General features: G+C 60.6%; 11 protein-coding genes and 1 pseudogene. 10 read left to right on the top strand and 2 right to left on the bottom strand.

The window, feature by feature from the left end:
• Positions 1-28: 28 nt before the first annotated feature.
• Complete coding sequence (locus WM40_RS03225; protein ID WP_024904206.1) at positions 29-511, bottom strand: hypothetical protein; 483 nt, start codon at positions 509-511, stop codon at positions 29-31.
• 253 nt (positions 512-764) lie between these two features.
• On the opposite strand from WM40_RS03225, the gene WM40_RS03220 reads away from it, so the two are divergent.
• From WM40_RS03220 to WM40_RS03190, 7 genes and pseudogenes are all read left to right on the top strand, one after another.
• A complete protein-coding gene (locus WM40_RS03220) occupies positions 765-2,342 on the top strand; it encodes a nicotinate phosphoribosyltransferase (protein ID WP_082102413.1) in 1,578 nt (525 codons plus the stop codon).
• Positions 2,343-2,389: 47 nt separating this feature from the next.
• Entirely contained in the window at positions 2,390-3,262 is an 873-nt protein-coding gene (locus WM40_RS03215) for an IclR family transcriptional regulator (protein WP_024904204.1), read from the top strand.
• Positions 3,263-3,630: 368 nt separating this feature from the next.
• Positions 3,631-6,976 (top strand): annotated as a pseudogene (locus tag WM40_RS03210) (efflux RND transporter permease subunit).
• 17 nt (positions 6,977-6,993) lie between these two features.
• Positions 6,994-8,262 carry an efflux RND transporter periplasmic adaptor subunit gene (locus WM40_RS03205; RefSeq protein ID WP_046152112.1) on the top strand — a complete coding sequence of 423 codons (1,269 nt, stop codon included), beginning with the start codon at positions 6,994-6,996 and terminating at the stop codon, positions 8,260-8,262.
• Between the two features lie 95 nt (positions 8,263-8,357).
• Entirely contained in the window at positions 8,358-9,887 is a 1,530-nt protein-coding gene (locus WM40_RS03200; protein WP_046152187.1) for an efflux transporter outer membrane subunit, read from the top strand.
• 59 nt (positions 9,888-9,946) lie between these two features.
• Positions 9,947-10,636, top strand: coding sequence for a heavy metal response regulator transcription factor (locus tag WM40_RS03195; protein ID WP_024904200.1), 690 nt, complete (start codon positions 9,947-9,949; stop codon positions 10,634-10,636).
• Positions 10,637-12,109, top strand: coding sequence for a heavy metal sensor histidine kinase (locus WM40_RS03190; protein ID WP_024904199.1), 1,473 nt, complete (start codon positions 10,637-10,639; stop codon positions 12,107-12,109).
• Here the strand turns inward: WM40_RS03190 and WM40_RS03185 are convergent.
• Positions 12,083-12,805: a GntR family transcriptional regulator gene (locus tag WM40_RS03185; RefSeq protein WP_046152111.1), complete on the bottom strand. Its 723-nt coding sequence runs from the start codon at positions 12,803-12,805 to the stop codon at positions 12,083-12,085. The genes WM40_RS03190 and WM40_RS03185 overlap by 27 nt on opposite strands.
• A gap of 146 nt (positions 12,806-12,951) precedes the next feature.
• Between WM40_RS03185 and pcaB the strand changes: the two genes are divergently transcribed.
• From pcaB to WM40_RS03170, 3 genes are all read left to right on the top strand, one after another.
• Positions 12,952-14,310, top strand: a complete 1,359-nt coding sequence (gene pcaB / locus WM40_RS03180) for a 3-carboxy-cis,cis-muconate cycloisomerase (RefSeq protein WP_046152110.1) — start codon at positions 12,952-12,954, stop codon at positions 14,308-14,310.
• Between the two features lie 21 nt (positions 14,311-14,331).
• The gene (locus WM40_RS03175) at positions 14,332-15,729 is read left to right on the top strand and encodes a cation:dicarboxylate symporter family transporter (protein WP_244141691.1); all 1,398 of its coding nucleotides are present in this window, start codon (positions 14,332-14,334) and stop codon (positions 15,727-15,729) included.
• Between the two features lie 129 nt (positions 15,730-15,858).
• Positions 15,859-16,350: a GNAT family N-acetyltransferase gene (locus WM40_RS03170; RefSeq protein ID WP_046152109.1), complete on the top strand. Its 492-nt coding sequence runs from the start codon at positions 15,859-15,861 to the stop codon at positions 16,348-16,350.
• The last annotated feature ends 132 nt before the right edge of the window (positions 16,351-16,482 follow it).

Below are 16,482 nucleotides of genomic sequence, written 5' to 3'. Positions count from 1 at the left end.
TCAAGCTTGAAATCGATCGGCACGGGCGTCAGCGTGGCGCAACGTGATTGCCGGATTGCCCTTGTGGGCAATACCAGCTGTCGACCTGTGACGATTGTCCCTGCGGTGGAGATCCGATCGCGAAATGGAGCGGCACGCAGGGCGCCGCATTCATGCCTCCGCCCGGACTTCCCGTAGGCTGCAACATCACTTGCGGCGACCCGATTGTCACGGTGTTGGCGCTCCGGCCGGTACCTGGCAGCGTGGTGGTGACGACCGTGTGCGTCTCCGTCACCGTGCCAGCCTCGGCGCGCCGCGACTTTCCTTGCGTGGACAGCGTGCGAGTCTTGGTATTGCCGGACCGGGCGCGATGCGTGGCGCTGGGGGTGTCCCGCTGCGGCGGTGCATTGGTAATGGCCTCGGTCGTCGTGGCGTCGGTACTGGACCAGGTAGCCGCGATTGCGCCTGGCACGCCGCTCCAGCCTATTGCGGCAAGCCCGGCGATTCCCACCGCACACCATGCCACACGCATGCTGCAGGTACGGTGCCGCGCTCTACGGTGGCGTCCATCTCGGTGCTCCCCGGTGACGCCCACTCTTTTCGCGTTTATCGCCGACATCGCTGCCTCCGTGCAGCAAAGAAGCAGGTATTCTGCCATGCAGTGGTCACGGATGCAGCGCCGCGCAATAGCGCATGCGCTACAGCCGAGGCAGCGATCCCATGACTTCGCATACCATACGGAGTTCCAGGACCCGAGAACGGCAAGTGCGCACCCGATGACTACGATGCACGACAAAGAAAATTTTGATATCCGCGATCATGTCTACCTGTCCTCGACCGATGCGGCGACGCATGCGCCAGCCACGGACGCGCGAAGCGATCCAACGACGGACTCGCGGCCTCCCGCGTCCGCCGACCTGGTGTTCGCGGATTATCTGTCGAATCCGATCCTGAATACAGATTCCTACAAGGCCTCGCATTATTTGCAATATCCGCCCGGTATCGACGCGATGTTTTCGTATGTCGAGTCGCGCGGTGGGCGTTTCGACCGAACGCTCTTCTTCGGCCTGCAGATGCTGCTGAAGGAGTATCTGTGCCGGCCGATCACGGCCTCGATGATCGAGCAGGCGCAGACGTTTTTCGCGGCACATGGTGAACCGTTTCACGTCGATGGCTGGCGTCATATCCTGGACCGGTACGGTGGCTATCTGCCGGTACGCATTCGCGCGGTGCCGGAGGGCAGCGTCGTGCCGACGCACAATGTGTTGATGACTGTCGAATGCGATGACCCGGCCGTCTTCTGGCTGGCCTCCTATCTGGAAACGATGCTGCTGCGCATCTGGTATCCGATTACGGTAGCGACGCAAAGCTGGCACATCCGGCAACGCATCGCCCACTATCTCGAAAAAACCAGCGACGATCCTGCGCAGTTGCCGTTCAAGCTGCACGATTTTGGCGCACGGGGCGTCAGCAGCGCCGAGTCCGCGGCGATAGGCGGCGCCGCGCACCTGGTCAGCTTCATGGGATCGGATACCGTCCTCGGCGTGCTGGCGGCAAATGGCTTCTATCACGCGGGTATGGCGGCCTATTCCGTACCGGCTGCCGAGCACAGCACGATTACCGCATGGGGACGGGACCGTGAGGCTGATGCATACCGTCACATGTTGTCTCGTTTCGGGCGTCCGGGTGCGATCGTATCTGTCGTCTCGGATTCGTATGATCTGTTCGCGGCGCTGGCGCTATGGGGCGGCGAACTCAAGCAGGCGGTCATCGATTCCGGCGCGACACTGGTGGTGCGTCCGGATTCGGGCGATCCGAGAACGATCGTGCTGCAGGCGCTTCGCGCCCTGGAAGCGTCGTTTGGGACGAGCGTCAACAGCAAAGGCTATCGCGTGTTGCATCACGTGCGCCTGTTGCAGGGTGACGGAATCAATGCGCAATCGATTGATGCCATTCTCGCGGATCTCGACGCCGCGGGCTACGCCATCGACAATATCGTCTTCGGCATGGGCGGCGCCTTATTGCAGCAAGTCAACCGCGACACGCAACGTTTTGCAATGAAGTGTTCCGCGGTGCGGATCGCGCGAGAAGGTGGGGCACCGGAATGGCAGGGCGTCAGCAAGGATCCGTCGACCGATGCGGGCAAGCGCTCGAAGGCGGGCCGACTGACGCTGCTGCGCCATGCACAAAGCGGCGCGTATCGGACGGTGACACTGCCGTTGGCGGCGGATGTCCAGCGAGACATCGGCGGCGGCGTGTGGGTCGATGCATTGGTCACGGTTTTCGATACCGGACGCTTGCTGATCGATGAGAATTTCAACGCTGTCCGGGCGCGTGCCGCAACCTTTTTTGATACATTATGACAACAACGTAACGCCTGGGCTGGCGGGTTGGGTTTTATCGGACGTTTATGAACTACATCGTTGAGTCGATCGATCTCGCGCTGAAGCTGTTGAGCTTCGTCGCCGAGCATCCCGGATTGGGGGTGACGGAACTATCGGCACAGCTCGGATTGAATAAGTCGCGCACCTATCGGATGCTGTGCACGCTCGAGTCGCATCTGTTTGTCGTCCAGGATGCATGCAGCGCGCGTTATGCACTCGGACCGCAGGCGTTTGTACTAGGGGTAGCCGCCGCGCGGCAAAACACGCTGGTTCGACTGGCGCAGAAGCATATGCATGCACTGCATCAGGCCGTCGAGCAAAGTATCGTACTGCGTGTGCGCCAGAACATGGAAAGCGTTTGCGTGGCGCGGTGCGAAGGCGATGACGTTGCGTATCCGATCGAGGCAGTTGGCAACAGGCGCTCGATCCACGCCGGCGCGGCGGGAAAGGTCTTGCTTGCCTTCGCGCCCGAGGATGTCCGGGCGACGTTCCTCTCGAGGTATAAGCAGCAGGCTCCCGCGAACGGTTTGATGAATGTGGTCCAGGAACTGGATGCGGTGGCGCGCAACCGGTATGCGATCACGGCCGGCGACGTGCTGCAGGGTGCGGTGTCCATTGCCGTGCCGGTATGGGGCGCCGACGGGGAGGTAGCGGCCGCGCTCAGCATCGCTGGTGCGGGATCGCAGATCACCAGTGACAAGGTAGCCGATTATCTGGCGCGTTTGCGTGCCATCAGCGCGGCGCTCTCGATGGAATTAGGTTACGGGGGCGATGGTGCAAACGATGCGTCCCCGACGATCTTCCCGGATCGGTGCCTATTGGCGTCGCGCCCACCAGACGATGTGTCGGCCCCCGCGGGTGACGCCGCTGTGTCCTCGATGGCACGGCGGGAGCGCTGATCCGCGCGGCACTTTCCCCTCGGGCGTTTTCCCCGGCGGCGCCCATCTCAGTCGATGCAATGTGGTCTCGTTGCGACATCCAACCCTTTCCTGACAAAATTGCCATTTTGGCGCCATCTACCGGTTGGCGAGTTTCGCTAATATCGCGGGTGGAATATGAGATGGCGCAGCAATGTGGCCCTGGCGGATGACGCAGGCCCGTCCCTCCGCGACGACGTCTGCCGGAGGCACTGGGTGAGCAATGCCGTCTCCTTTTTCATGCAGGCAATTATTTTGCATTCCGGATGGTTGACGCACGCAGGGGAGCGCGTGGTGGATCAACCGGGATTGCTGGCTACCCGTTTGTCTCACCTTCCGCGTATCCGCCGATGTGGATTGTCAATGTAGCGCTGCGCCGGCCGTACACGTTTATCGTGATGGCGATCATCATCCTGCTCGCGGCGCCGTTGGCCCTGCTGCGTACGCCGGTGGATATCCTACCGAATATCAATATTCCGGTGGTCAGCGTTATCTGGACCTATAACGGGCTGAGCGCGGAGAATATGGCCGCGCGGATCACGTCGGCGAACGAACGCGCGATCACTACCACTGTCAACGACATCGAGCATATCGAGTCGCAGTCGCTACCTGGTGTTGCGGTCCTGAAGGTCTTTTTGCAGCCGAACGCCAACCTGGAATCGGCAATCGCGCAAATTGCCGCCATTGAACAGTCCATCTTAAAACAGATGCCGCCTGGCGCCACACCCCCCGCCGTGGTCAGTTATTCGGCGTCGAGCATTCCGGCGGTGCAATTGGGGCTGTCCAGTTCGACACTGTCTGAAAAAGACCTGAACGATACCGCGCTCAATACGCTGCGACCTCAGTTGGTGACAATCCCAGGCGCATCGATTCCATTTCCGATGGGGGGGGCGCACCCGTGTGATAGCGGTGGATCTGAATCCGCAGGCGCTCCTGGCGAAGGGGCTGACGCCGCTCGACGTCGTGCGTGCCGTCAATGCCCAGAACCTGATCCTTCCCACCGGCACCGCCAAAATCGGTGAGAAGGAATTCAGTATCGACATGAACGGCTCGCCGCCGACCATCTCGCAATTGAATGACATCCCGGTGCGCACGCTCAACGGTGCCACCACCTACCTGCGCGAAGTCGCCCATGTACGCGACGGATCGAATCCGCAGACCAATGTGGTGCGTCAGAACGGGCAACGTGGCGTGCTGATTCCGATCATGAAAAACGGCAGCGCGTCGACGTTGTCGGTGGTCGAGGCGTTGTACAGAATGCTGCCGCGGGTCAGTGCCACCCTACCGGCCGACTTGAATATCACCGCGCTATTCGACCAATCGATTTTCGTCAAGGCGGCGGTCCAGGGTGTGATCCATGAAACACTGACGGCTGCCGCGCTGACGGCGGCGATGATTTTGCTGTTCCTGGGCAATTGGCGCAGCACTTGCATTATCGCGGTGTCGATTCCGTTGTCGATCCTGTCGTCGTTGCTGGCGCTGCACATGCTGGGTCAGACAATCAACATCATGACGCTGGGCGGGCTGGCGCTGGCGGTGGGAATTCTCGTCGATGATGCGACGGTTACGCTGGAGAACATCGAGCGGCATCTGCACATGGGCACGCCGCTACGTCAGGCGATCGTCGACGGTGCGGGGGAAATCGCGGTACCGGCACTCGTGTCGACGCTCTGCATCTGCATCGTGTTCGTGCCAATGTTCTTCCTGGCTGGCGTGGCGCAATACCTTTTCGTGCCATTGGCGGAAGCCGTCGTTTTCGCAATGATCGCGTCGTATATCCTGTCCCGGACGCTGGTGCCGACGCTTGCCATGATGATGATGCGTGACCACGTCGTGCCAGCGCTCGCCGGTGCACAACCCGGTCATGCCACCGCGGGGCACGCGGACGCTACGCTCAACGCCCGACCTCGCCGTGGCCCGAACACGTTTTTGCGGATTCATCACCGCTTTGACCGCGGCTTCGAGCGGATGCGTGGCGGCTATATAGTGGTGCTAAGTACGTTGCTCGTACGCCGCCGGATGTTCGCAACGGTTTTTCTCGGAGGCTGCATAGCCTCGCTGGGACTCGTCTTCGTGTTGGGCCAGGATTTCTTTCCGACGGTGGATGCGGGAAACATCCGCTTGCATATGCGGGCGCCAACCGGCACGCGAATCGAGGAAACGGCGCGGATCGCCGATGAAGTGGAAAAGGCCGTGCGCCAGATCGTGCCGGCCGACGAGCTGAGCACGATCGTCGACAATCTCGGGGTGCCCTATAGCGGCATTAACTTATCGTATAGCAATGCCGGGACGATCGGTACGCTGGACGGTGAGATCCAGATCGCACTGACACACGATCACCGTCCCACCGCTGAATACATCAGAAAACTGCGTGTGGAACTACCCAAGCGCTTCCCCGGGGTCGAGTTTTTCTTCCAGCCGGCCGATATCATCACGCAGATCCTGAATTTTGGCTTGCCCGCCGCTATCGATGTGCAGATTTCGGGTAACGACCTGCGCAGCAACTTCGATGCCGCGGCACAACTGATGAAGCAGATCCGCGATGTACCCGGTACCGTCGACACGCATATCCAGCAGCGGATGGATGCGCCAACGCTCCATCTCGAAATGGACCGTACACGACTGCAGCAGCTAGGCTTGAACGCAACGGATGTCGCGCAGAATGTGCTGGTCTCGCTGTCCGGCAGTGCGCAGACATCGCCTGGCTTCTGGTATAACGCGCGCAACGGCGTGGAATACAACCTGGCCGTGGTCACGCCGCAATATCGGATCTCGTCGGTCGATGACTTGCTGCGTACGCCGGTCGCGCCTAGCGCGGCAGCCGGGGGTACCGGCACGCTGAATTCGCAGTTGCTCGGCAATCTGGTGCATGTATCTGCGCAACGGGACTTTGCCGTGGTCAGCCATTACAACATTCGCCCGGTGATGGATATCTTCGTCGGCGTGGACGGGCGAGACCTTGGGAGCGTGGCGTCGCGTATCGACAAACTCGTTGCGAAGGCCCGCGCGACGCTGCCGCGCGGCAGCCGGATCACCGTGCGCGGCCAAGTGGCGACGATGCGCGCGTCCTACATCGGCCTGGGCGCCGGTGTCGTCATGGCGATCGTGCTGGTCTACCTGTTGATCGTCGTGAATTTCCAATCCTGGATCGACCCATTGATCATCATCAGCGCGTTGCCGGCAGCCCTCGCCGGCATCGTCTGGATGCTCTTCCTGACGGGAACGCATCTCAGCGTGCCGGCATTGACCGGCGCGATCATGACGATGGGCGTGGCCACCGCGAACAGTATCTTGATGGTGTCATTTGCTCAGCAACGCACGGCGGCGGGGATGCCAGCCTTGACCGCGGCGCTGGAAGCGGGCGCCAGTCGGATTCGCCCGGTGTTGATGACGGCCAGCGCGATGATCATCGGAATGGTGCCGATGGCGTTGGGCTGGGGGGAAGGCGCCGAGCAGAATGCGCCGCTCGGGCGCGCGGTAATCGGTGGTCTGTTGTTCGCGACGGTTTCCACGTTGTTTTTCGTGCCGTTGCTTTATGCAGGCATTCATGACCGTCTGGCGCGGCGCGGCATGCGGCACGGCACCGACGGCGGTGGCGATGGTCCCGGTGGCGGCCGCGATGCGGGAGGCGGTTATGGCCCGGCGCAGCCGGGGTATGCGGCGGCAACCCACTCCGGCGGTACGCAGGAGCTCTGATCAAGCGGTGAAAAACGATGAATGAAAAACACCATGCCGAATTGGCGATATCCGCACCGGAGCCCGGTGAGTCCCGTGTGTTACCTGCCCGCGGGACCGCTTGGCGCCGCGCAAAATTCAGTGCGGCGGTGGTACTGCTGCTGATGGCGTTGGGCACGCTGCGGATTGCGGTTGCCGACTTCGAGGAGCGTCACGAGGTTGCCGCCGCGACCGTCGAGAACGCGAAGCAATACGTGCACGTGGTGAACCCCAAGCCAGCGAATGCCAATGGCACTATCCGTCTGCCTGGCACCTTGCGGGGCGCGGTGGAGTCGCCGATATACGCGCGTGCATCGGGCTATCTGATGAAACGTTATGTCGATATTGGCTCGCGGGTGACGCAGGGACAACTGCTCGCCGAACTCGACACGCCGGAAATCGATCAACAGCTGATACAGGCCTTGGCGCAACGTGCCCAGACAGCCGCGAGTCTGGGCCTGGCAAAAAGCTCGTTCGACCGATGGCAAAAGCTGCATGACCGTGATGCGGTGTCGCAGCAGGAGCTGGACGAACGGCAAAGTGCCTATACCCAAGGCATTGCCAATCTGGCCGCCGCGGATGCGAATGTGCAGCGGTTGAAGCAATTGGAGTCGTTCAAGCGGATTGTCGCGCCGTTTTCCGGTGTGGTGACGCAGCGCAATGTCGATGTGGGTGACCTGGTGGACGCGGGCGGAGGCGGAAGCAACAGCACGCGTGCCTTGTTCGCGCTGGCGCAGACCGATACGTTGCGCGTCTACGTACAGGTGCCGCAGGCGTATGCGCAAGGTGTGCGGCAAGGGCAGGTGGTGTCCATCTCGCAAGCGGAATTGCCGGGGCGCGCGTTCGAAGGCACGATTGCGCATATCGCGGGCGCCATCGACGTCGCCACGCGTTCCCTGCAAATCGAGATCCGGATGGTGAATCCAGAGAATACGCTGCGGCCTGGCGCCTATGTGCAGGTCGCGCTGCCGGCTGCCGTGCGTTCCCAATACGTCATCCCGGGGAACACCATGCTGTTCCGCGCACAGGGTCCGCAAGTGGCCATTGCGCGTGCTGATGGCACCGTCCACCTCCAGTCGATCGTCATTGCGCAGGACTTCGGCCAGTCGCTGGAAATCGAGAGCGGTATCGGACCGCACGATCGCTTGATCTTGAACCCGAGCGATTCGATCGCCGAGGGTGATCCCGTGCATATCGTGGAGACCGCCGCGACCATGCGTTCGGCATCGTCACCCGCTCAGGCGACATCTGCCGGAGCCCGGTCGTGAAACCCATGCGGCGCTTTGGCAACGCTTCCGACAGTCGGCAGGCCGGCCAGGGGGGCGCACGTGCCGCCCTGGCCGCGCCGCGCGCCGCGCGGACGATGTATCGGGTATCCGCGTGCGGCACGACGGTGGGCATATTAGCCCTGATGGGCTGCACCGTCGGTCCCAACTACCATCGCCCCGATACCACCACGCCGGCCGCTTGGCGCGCAACGGACGTCGCGACAAGCGCGCCGGGCGCGCCCAGCGCCGCGCCAGCGAATCAGGCGGCACGCGACTGGCTGACTGCCGTGCCGTCGCATGCACCGATGCGAATGGACTGGTGGACGGCATTTAATGACGCTGTATTGACTGACCTGGAAGGACGGGCGCTGGCTGGGAATGCGACGCTGGCGGCCGCTGTGGCGCACTATGATCAGGCGAGGGCGACCTTGCGTGGTGTCGGCGCGCAGGACATGCCGGAAGTCGATTTGGGTGGCGGTGTCTCGCGCGCTAGAACATCCGAGGATCGGCCGCGCACGAATTACGCGACGCCGACGCATCACACGGTGCAGAACGACATCAAGCTGGGTCCCACCCTCAACTATGAGCTGGACTTGTTCGGACGCATTCGTCGGGACGTCGAGAGTGCGGCCGCGGCAACGGAACAGTCGCAGGCGGACCTCGCCAACGCGCGCCTGGTATTGACCACCGATCTGGCAAATAATTACTTCATGCTGCGGGAACTCGACGCCGAGCTGGACGTCACCGCACGGTCTCTTGCGTTGCAACGCAAGGCCTTGGGTTTCGTTCAGTCGGAGCACGAGCTCGGTGCGGTATCCGGGCTCAATCTGATGCAGCAGCAATCGCAGCTCGATGCCACCGCGGTCCAGCAGACGCTGCTGGAGAATCAGCGCGCGCAATATCAAAATACCATTGCCGCGCTGATTGGCGTACCGGCCCCTGATTTCACGATTGCACCGGCGCTCATCACTGACGTGCCGTTCACGATACCGTTGGCGCTACCAAGTGAGCTGCTGCAAAGGCGTCCTGATATCGCCTCGGCCGAGCGCGCGATGGCGGCGGCCAATGCGAAGATCGGCGTGGCGCGTGCCGCGTTTTTCCCAACGCTGACGTTGACGCCCGGTATCGGTTGGGAGGCGACCCGCTTTGCCAACCTGTTCAGTGCGCCGGAATTGATGTGGACGCTCGGAGCATCGGTCAAGCAGGTTCTGTTCGACGGCGGACGCCGCACGGCATCGATTGATTTCGCCAATGCAGGCTATCGCGCCGCCCAGGCAAACTACCGTCAGACAGTGCTGATGGCGTTCCAGCAAGTGCAGAACGGCGTTACCGGACTGGCCACGCTGGGTGAGGCGCAGCAGCGTGCCGCGCAGTCGGTCGACGATGCACGGCGCTTGTTGTCACTGGCGCGTGATCGCTACGAAGGCGGCCTCGTCGCCTATCTCGATGTGATTGCCGCGCAGCAATCCTTGCTGACCAGCGAACGCACCGCCACCCAGATTCGTGCGCAGCGCTGGACCACTGCGGTCAACTTGATCAAGGCATTGGGCGGGGGCTGGACAACGCAGGAGCTTGCCGGTACCGCATCGGCATCGTCAGTGCAAATGGCCGCGTCGGACCGTTGATCACGCGTCCGGGGTAACATCCCGAAATGGCGCCGTAGGGGCCAGGGGAGGAAGGGGGTATGAAGCTGTTGATCGTCGAGGACGAGCAGAAGGTTGTCGACTATTTGCGTACCGGTTTGACGGAGCAGGGCTGGATCGTGGATGTCGCGTTGGATGGGGATGAGGGCATGCATCTCGCGCTGGAGTTCGAGTACGATGTAATCGTACTCGACGTGATGCTGCCAGGCCGCGATGGTTTCGCCGTGTTGCGAGCGATTCGTACCCGCAAGGCGACACCGGTGATCATGCTGACCGCGCGTGACCAGATCGACGATCGTGTGCGCGGTCTGCGCGGCGGTGCCGACGACTATCTTACAAAGCCATTCTCTTTCCTGGAATTGGTTGAGCGCCTGCATGCGCTGGCGCGTCGTACCCGGTTGCAGGAACCCACGCTGATCTCGATCGCGGGCCTGCACGTCGACTTGATCGGTCGCCGCGCATCGCGTGAAGGGTCACGCCTCGATTTGACCGCAAAGGAATTTCAGTTACTGAGTTTGCTTGCGCGACGACAGGGTGACATTCTCTCGAAGACCGCCATTGCCGAGTCGGTCTGGGACGTCAACTTCGACAGTCACACGAACGTCGTGGAGACCGCCATCAAGCGCTTGCGGGCAAAATTGGACGGCCCGTTCGATACCAAATTGCTGCATACGGTGCGCGGCATGGGTTATGTGCTCGAAGTGCGCGATGCCGACGACATGCGCCGTTAAATGAAGCGCGCAATATTTTCCGCCCTCTCTCGCGTTTTCGGGCGCCCATCGATCTCGCGGCGTCTGGCCGTCACGTTTGCATTGATGGCGCTGGCGATCTTTACGCTGGTGGGTGCTGGCTTGATGATGTCGCTGCGCAGTCAGCTGGAACTCTCGACGCGTCAGCTACTGAGCAGTCAGCTCGTGGTGGCGCGTGAGGCGCTGTATCACACGTCCACCCCGGAACGTTGGAGGATGGCACGTGATCGGCTTGCGGAACTGGCACCGGAGGATGCGCAAGGTGAGCCGCAGCAGGAAGCGCCGCATTTCGCGGTGACGAGTGCTGATCCCGCCTATCGATTCAACACGCCCATAACGGGGGAAATCTTACGAACCTGGCCTGCCGGGTACCAGCGGATTGCGGTGCCGGGCGGTCCGGACAGACTTGTGCAAACGGTGGCGGTGCCGGCGCGCGGCCAGCGACCGGCACTCCAGTTGCAAGTCGCGGTCAGCTACGCGCAGAAAACGCGCATCATGCACGCGTTCGGCGTGTCGCTACGGGTGTTGTATGGCGTTGGCACGTTGATCGTGCTGGCATTGGGTTACACGGTCGCGCGAATTGGACTCGCGCCACTGACGCGGCTCACGCGCGAGGCGTCGACCATCAGTCCGCACACGCGCTCACAGCGTCTGCGGGCCGCGCCGCTGCCGGCGGAGTTAAGCGCGCTGGCGGAGTCGTTCAATGGGGCACTTGAACGACTGGACGCGTCGCATGGTCGACTGGAGGCGTTCAACGCCGACGTGGCGCACGAGCTGCGGACCCCTATTACGATCTTGATCGGTCAGACGGAAGTGGCATTGACACGTAGTCGCAGCGCGGACCATTTGGCCAGCACGTTGGAGTCGAACCTCGAGGAACTGATCCGCATCCGTGACATCGTCAATACGATGCTGTTCCTGGCACGAGCGGATCAAGGCGATCGGGCCACCGCGCTGACACGGAAATCGTTGGCCACCGAGTGCGAACGGACGTTGGATTTTCTTGAAATGACGCTGGAAGATGCGCAACTGACGGTGACGCTCAAAGGCGATGCCACGGCGCCGGTGGATACCGCGATGTTTGGCCGTGCGCTCGTCAATCTGTTGATGAATGCGATCCAGCATTGCACGCCGGGTAACGCCATCACGGTGACGATCACCGCCAATGAAACGCATGCCGAGGTGGCGGTGGCGAATCCCGGTGCCGCGATTCCTTCCGCGACCATTGTCCATTTGTTCGATCGGTTTTATCGCGCCGAGGTATCGCGAACAAACAGCCGGGAAAATCACGGACTGGGCCTCGCCATCGTCAAGGCAGTGGCTGACATGCACGGCGGTAGCGCATGGGCGCGCAGCGCTGATGGCGTCAACACCTTCGGGTTTTCGGTCGCCATGCAGGCGAGCGAGTCCGCTGGCAGCACCGGCGCATCACCGCGTCAACCGCATCGAAACTGAAAAACGCTCGGCGGGATGGACGGTGACGGATACTTCGAATACCTCGCCATCGGCATCGAAATATCGTCGCACGATCTCAAGCGCCGCGGCGCCGGCTTGCACGCGCAATCGTGCGGCCATGGCATCGGATATCAGGGTGGCGTGCACGTTCTGCTGAATTTCGTGAATGGTCGTGCCATAGCGCTTTTCAATCAAGGCACTGACCAGCACGTCCGGCTCCTTCCGAGCGGCCTCGGCGATGTCCGTGTAGTCGGCGTTGATATAGACGTCAGTCCATCCAATCGGTGCACTTGCGCGATCTCCATCTATGCGCAAGCTCGAAATGCGCAACCACCGTGCACCGTCAGGACAGCCTATCAGCCCGGCCAACTCGCCAACTGCCGGCACCTCTTCCACGGATTGCACTAGCCGAAGATGCTCGGCGCCGAATTGCACCACGTCGTCGACTGACGCCAGGGAGGGCCGGAACCCACCTACCGGTGTTCGAGATTCGACCCGTGTTCCGGCGTTCTTCTTCCGCGACACCAGCCCTAACTGCTGCAATTCGTGCAAGGCGGCGCGAATCGTGTGTCGACTCGTCTGGAACTGGTCGCGAAGTTCGAGTTCGGTTGGCAGTGTCGAGCCCACGGGATAGACATCGTCCGCGATGGCGTCGGCCAGGTGACGGGCAATCTGGGCAAAATGCGGTCGCTTCATAAATCGAATGGGTAATGCGAGGAAGGACATACCTAGGGATTTCCACAGCATACGGCATAAGTCCGGACATATATGATCAGCCAAATAAGTCCGGACATATTGTCTTGTGACATTCCCAGGCTCATCTTACTTGCACCGAGGTCAGAATGACTAGTTACGCCAGCACGGTCATGGATTCGATACTGTTTCGCGACGCCTTCGGCACGTCGGCCATGCGCGGGATATTTTCCGATCACGCATTGATTCAACGCTATATCGACGTGGAAGTGGCGCTGGCGCGAGCGGAAGCGAAGACCGGCGTCATCCCGGCAGAGGCGGCCGACGTGATTGCGCGCGAATCGACGATCGATAAGATCGACTTCGATCACATGCGACATGAGACCGATATCGTCGGCTATCCGATCTTGCCCTTGGTACACCAGCTCGTCGCGATGTGCGGCGATGCCGGTCGTTTCGTGCATTGGGGCGCAACCACCCAGGACATCATGGATACGGCGGTCTCGCTGCAAGTGCGCGATGCGCTCGATAGCGTTGCCGCGGACGTTCGCGCGCTCAGAGGCATTCTTGCCGACCTTGCGAAGAAACACCGCGACACGCCGATGGCGGGCCGCACCCACTTGCAGCAAGCGCTGCCGGTGACGTTCGGTTATAAGGTCGCGATCTGGCTGGCGATGTTCGATCGCCATCAGCAACGTCTGGCGGAACTGCGTCCCCGCGTGGCGGTGGTCGAGTTTGGTGGCGCGGCCGGTACGCTGGCGTCGCTTGGCGACAAGGGATTCGCCGTGCAGAAGGCACTGGCGGATGCGCTGGGGTTGGGCGTTCCCGCGACAACATGGCACGTGGCGCGCGATGGTTTTGCCGAAGCGGTCAACCTGCTCGCATTGGTTACCGGGTCGCTGGGCAAGATCGCGCTCGACATCATGATCATGGCGTCGACGGAATTCGCCGAAGTCTATGAGCCATTCGTGAAAGGGCGTGGGGCCAGCAGCACCATGCCGCAAAAGCGCAATCCCATTTCCAGCGAATTGATGCTCGCCGCATCGAAGGCGGTTCGCCAACATGCCGGTTTGATGGTCGATGCGATGGTGCAGGATTTCGAGCGTGCGACCGGCCCCTGGCATGCCGAGTGGATCGCCATCCCGGAAAGCTTCATCTTGACGTCAGGGGCGTTGCATCAAGCCAAGTTTGCATTGCGTGGCCTGATCGTCGATGCCGACCGCATGAAGCATAACCTGGGGATCTCACAAGGGCTTATCGTCGCCGAGGCGGTGATGATGGCGGTGGCACCGTTCACGGGGCGGCAGCAAGCGCATGACATCGTCTACGATGCCTGCCGTACGGTTAACGAAAAAGGCGGCACCTTGGCCGAAGCGCTGTCCGCGTTGACTACCGTGATGGCGCATTTCAATCGGGACCAGATCGAGAAGATGACCGATCCGGCCAACTATCTGGGACTAGCACCTGACATGGTTGATCAGGCTATTCGTTTGTCCCAGGCGGTCTAAAGAGACGGCATGGAGGAGAACATGATGAATGACGAAACGTCTGTTGCCGACGCGCATCGTAACAAAAAGAAAACAGTGCTTCCTTGGTACCGCCGTCTGGGCATGCAAGTCTTGCTTGCCTTGATGCTTGGGATAGCGATGGGTCTCGTATTTCCAAAGTTCGCCACGCAACTGAAACTGCTTGGCGATATCTTCCTCGCGCTCATCAAGGCGGGGGTTGCCCCGTTGGTATTTTTGACGATTGTGCATGGCATTGCGTCAGCCGGTGACATTCGTAGCGCCGGCAGGGTTGGCTGGCGGTCGATCGTCTACTTTGAAGTGGTATCGACGATAGCCTTGCTTGCCGGTATGGTGGCCGGCAACGTACTGCAGATCGGAAAAGGGATGGCGCATGTCACCGCCGGCACGGTGCCCCCGGCACTGGCGAAGGCAACGCCGCAGGGCTTCATTGATTTCGTCATGCATCTCGTGCCGGATAACTTCATCGGCGCGTTCGTGCGAGGTGAACTACTGCAGGTCGTCGTGTTGGCGGTAATGGTGGGCATTGGCATTCTGTCGATTCCCGAAAGTCGGCGTGCGCGCATCACGGAAGGACTGGACACGATATCCCAGGTCTTGTTTTCGTTTATCAACCTGGTAATGAAGCTAGCCCCGCTCGGCACGTTCGGCGCGGTCGCGTACTCCGTCGGTAGCAACGGCACCGCCGTTTTGGTCGCACTTGCACAACTGGTGTTTAGCTTTTACGCAGTGGTGGCGCTGTTTATCGTCGTGGTGATGGGGCTGATCGCAAAACTCGCAGGCGTGAGTCTGTGGCGTTTCCTGCGGTATATCAAAGAAGAGATCTTTATCGTTCTGGGTACCGCATCTTCGGAAAGTGCGCTGCCGCGACTTCTCGGCAAGTTGGAGCGAATGGGCTGCGCTAAGCAGACCGTGGGCCTGGTTTTGCCGACGGGGTATGCGTTCAACCTCGATGGCACGTCGATTTTCATGGCGATGGGGGTGATGTTCATTGCGCATGCGTACGGCGTTCAGATCACGCTCGAACATCAGTTGGGATTTCTGCTCTTGATGCTGCTGACGTCGAAAGGTGCCGCCACAGTGTCCGGCGGCTCGTTCGTGGTCTTCGCGGCGACCGTAACGTCAACGGGTATCTTGCCGATCGAAGGTCTGGCGCTTATTTTCGGGGTGTACCGGTTCATGTCGATGGCGATCGCCACCTGCAATACGATCGGCAACAGTCTTGCCACCGTCGTGGTCGCAAAATGGTCACGCACGTTTAATGAAGACATTGCGAAGGCGGTGCTTTATCCGGAACAGTATCCGAACGCTGCGATTCATTCGACCTCACCCTCGGTCGAAAGGGAGGAGCGGGCCGGACTGCCGGATCGAGCATTGCAACGGAAACAGCGTGCGCATTGATATAGTGATTGGAGCGGTGTACAGATACAAGGTACGCCGCCAAGACGGTTCCTTTAATGGTTTCCGCCGGCCGATATAGAATCGATAGCGATCGCTCAAGAAGCGTTTCTATTGGCTTATCGTAAAACCATGACGATTCATTCGGATACCAATCACACTGTTTTGGTCAGGTCAGCCAACGCTGACGATGTGCTGCCTTTGTCATATCTGTTCGACGCGCACCGCCAGTTCTATGGGAAAGCACCGGATCTCGCGCTTGCGCATACGTTTCTCGCCGATCGCATTCGGAAACAGGACTCGACGATACTTGTGGCCATTGCCAACGATGGCGAGATGGCGGGATTCACCCAGCTCTATCCAACGTTTTCTTCCGTGTCCGCACAAGAAGCGCTGATCTTGAATGATCTATTCGTAGGTACGGCATATAGAAAGCAGGGTGTCGGCCGTGTGCTTCTCGACGCGGCCATCAATACCGCCAGACAGAAATCAGTGGCGTGGGTGTCACTGCAAACGGCTAAGACGAACACCGCCGCGCAAAGCCTGTATCGGAGTATGGGGTTTGTTCGTGATGACTATTTTGATGGGTATGCGTATGCGTTCCAGGCAGCGACGGAGAGATGAAGGCGTTAAACGGAATTTCCTGAGAAATGCCATAAGAAGCAGATCTTTCTCACAAAATAAGTGCAAATGTGTTCAGGCCTACGTCGCTACCGCACAAGTAACATCCGCGATGGGCTTGTCCCCAAGATCATT

The sequence above is a fragment of the Robbsia andropogonis genome, from assembly GCF_000970345.1.
Classification (GTDB): domain Bacteria; phylum Pseudomonadota; class Gammaproteobacteria; order Burkholderiales; family Burkholderiaceae; genus Robbsia; species Robbsia andropogonis.
Note: the sequence above shows the minus strand (reverse complement) of the source record. Positions and strands in the feature narration are given on the sequence as shown.

Bases quoted from the DNA above. Each gene is read 5' to 3' on its own strand.
- WM40_RS03225 (WP_024904206.1), bottom strand. From the start codon at position 511: ATGCGTGTGGCATGGTGTGCGGTGGGAATCGCCGGGCTTGCCGCAATA.
- WM40_RS03220 (WP_082102413.1), top strand. From the start codon at position 765: ATGCACGACAAAGAAAATTTTGATATCCGCGATCATGTCTACCTGTCC.
- WM40_RS03215 (WP_024904204.1), top strand. From the start codon at position 2,390: ATGAACTACATCGTTGAGTCGATCGATCTCGCGCTGAAGCTGTTGAGC.
- WM40_RS03205 (WP_046152112.1), top strand. From the start codon at position 6,994: ATGAATGAAAAACACCATGCCGAATTGGCGATATCCGCACCGGAGCCC.
- WM40_RS03200 (WP_046152187.1), top strand. From the start codon at position 8,358: ATGTATCGGGTATCCGCGTGCGGCACGACGGTGGGCATATTAGCCCTG.
- WM40_RS03195 (WP_024904200.1), top strand. From the start codon at position 9,947: ATGAAGCTGTTGATCGTCGAGGACGAGCAGAAGGTTGTCGACTATTTG.
- WM40_RS03190 (WP_024904199.1), top strand. From the start codon at position 10,637: ATGAAGCGCGCAATATTTTCCGCCCTCTCTCGCGTTTTCGGGCGCCCA.
- WM40_RS03185 (WP_046152111.1), bottom strand. From the start codon at position 12,805: ATGAAGCGACCGCATTTTGCCCAGATTGCCCGTCACCTGGCCGACGCC.
- pcaB (WP_046152110.1), top strand. From the start codon at position 12,952: ATGACTAGTTACGCCAGCACGGTCATGGATTCGATACTGTTTCGCGAC.
- WM40_RS03175 (WP_244141691.1), top strand. From the start codon at position 14,332: ATGATGAATGACGAAACGTCTGTTGCCGACGCGCATCGTAACAAAAAG.
- WM40_RS03170 (WP_046152109.1), top strand. From the start codon at position 15,859: ATGACGATTCATTCGGATACCAATCACACTGTTTTGGTCAGGTCAGCC.